The organism is Teichococcus aestuarii, from assembly GCF_003116135.1.
GTDB classification, from domain to species: Bacteria; Pseudomonadota; Alphaproteobacteria; order Acetobacterales; family Acetobacteraceae; genus Pseudoroseomonas; species Pseudoroseomonas aestuarii.
The window spans coordinates 1-737 of record NZ_PDOA01000081.1 but is presented as its reverse complement, the minus strand read 5'-3'; the positions used below and the strand labels follow the sequence as shown (position 1 = coordinate 737).

Annotated in this window: 1 protein-coding gene; it reads left to right on the top strand. The window is 68.7% G+C overall.

All coding sequences use genetic code 11. The features are described from left to right. Positions 1 to 737 (top strand): Mu transposase domain-containing protein (locus tag CR165_RS24220; RefSeq protein ID WP_146202050.1); only part of this gene is annotated, 737 nt, incomplete at both ends.

The window sequence follows — 737 nt, the reverse complement described above, 5'->3', positions numbered from 1 at the left end:
CTGCAGACGCACGAGATGCTGTTCGACGCCCACAACCACGGCTTCCGCGTGCTGGGTGGCGTGCCGCGGCGTGGCATCTACGACAACATGCGCACCGCCGTTGACCGGATTGGCCCGAGCCGGGAGCGGCAGATCAACGCCCGCTTCCTGGCCATGGCGAGCCACTACCTGTTCGAGCCGGAGTTCTGCAATCCGGCGTCAGGTTGGGAGAAAGGCCAGGTCGAGAAAAACGTCCAGGATGCCCGGCACCGGCTGTGGCAGCCCATGCCCCAGGTCGCCAGCCTGGAGGCGCTGAACGCCTGGCTGGAGCAGCGATGCCTCGCCCTCTGGGAGGAGATCCCGCATGGGGTGGAACCCGGCAGCGTCGCCGCGGCCTGGCGGCAGGAGATGGACTGCCTGATGCCGGTCCGGCGGGTCTTTGACGGCTTCGTGGACGAGACCAAGCGGGTCTCGCCGACTTGCCTCGTGCACTTCGACCGCAACCGCTACAGCGTGCCCGCCTCTTTCGCCAACCGGCCGGTCAGCCTGCGGATCTACCCCGACCGTATCGTGGTGGTGGCTGAGGGGGCAGTCGTCTGCAAGCACCAGCGGATCATCGAGCGGTCGCACCACGGGCAGGGCCGGACCGTCTACGACTGGCGCCACTACCTGGCCGTGGTCCAGCGCAAGCCCGGTGCCCTGCGCAACGGCGCGCCCTTCGCCGAACTGCCGGAGGCGTTCCGGCAGCTGCAGCGTCA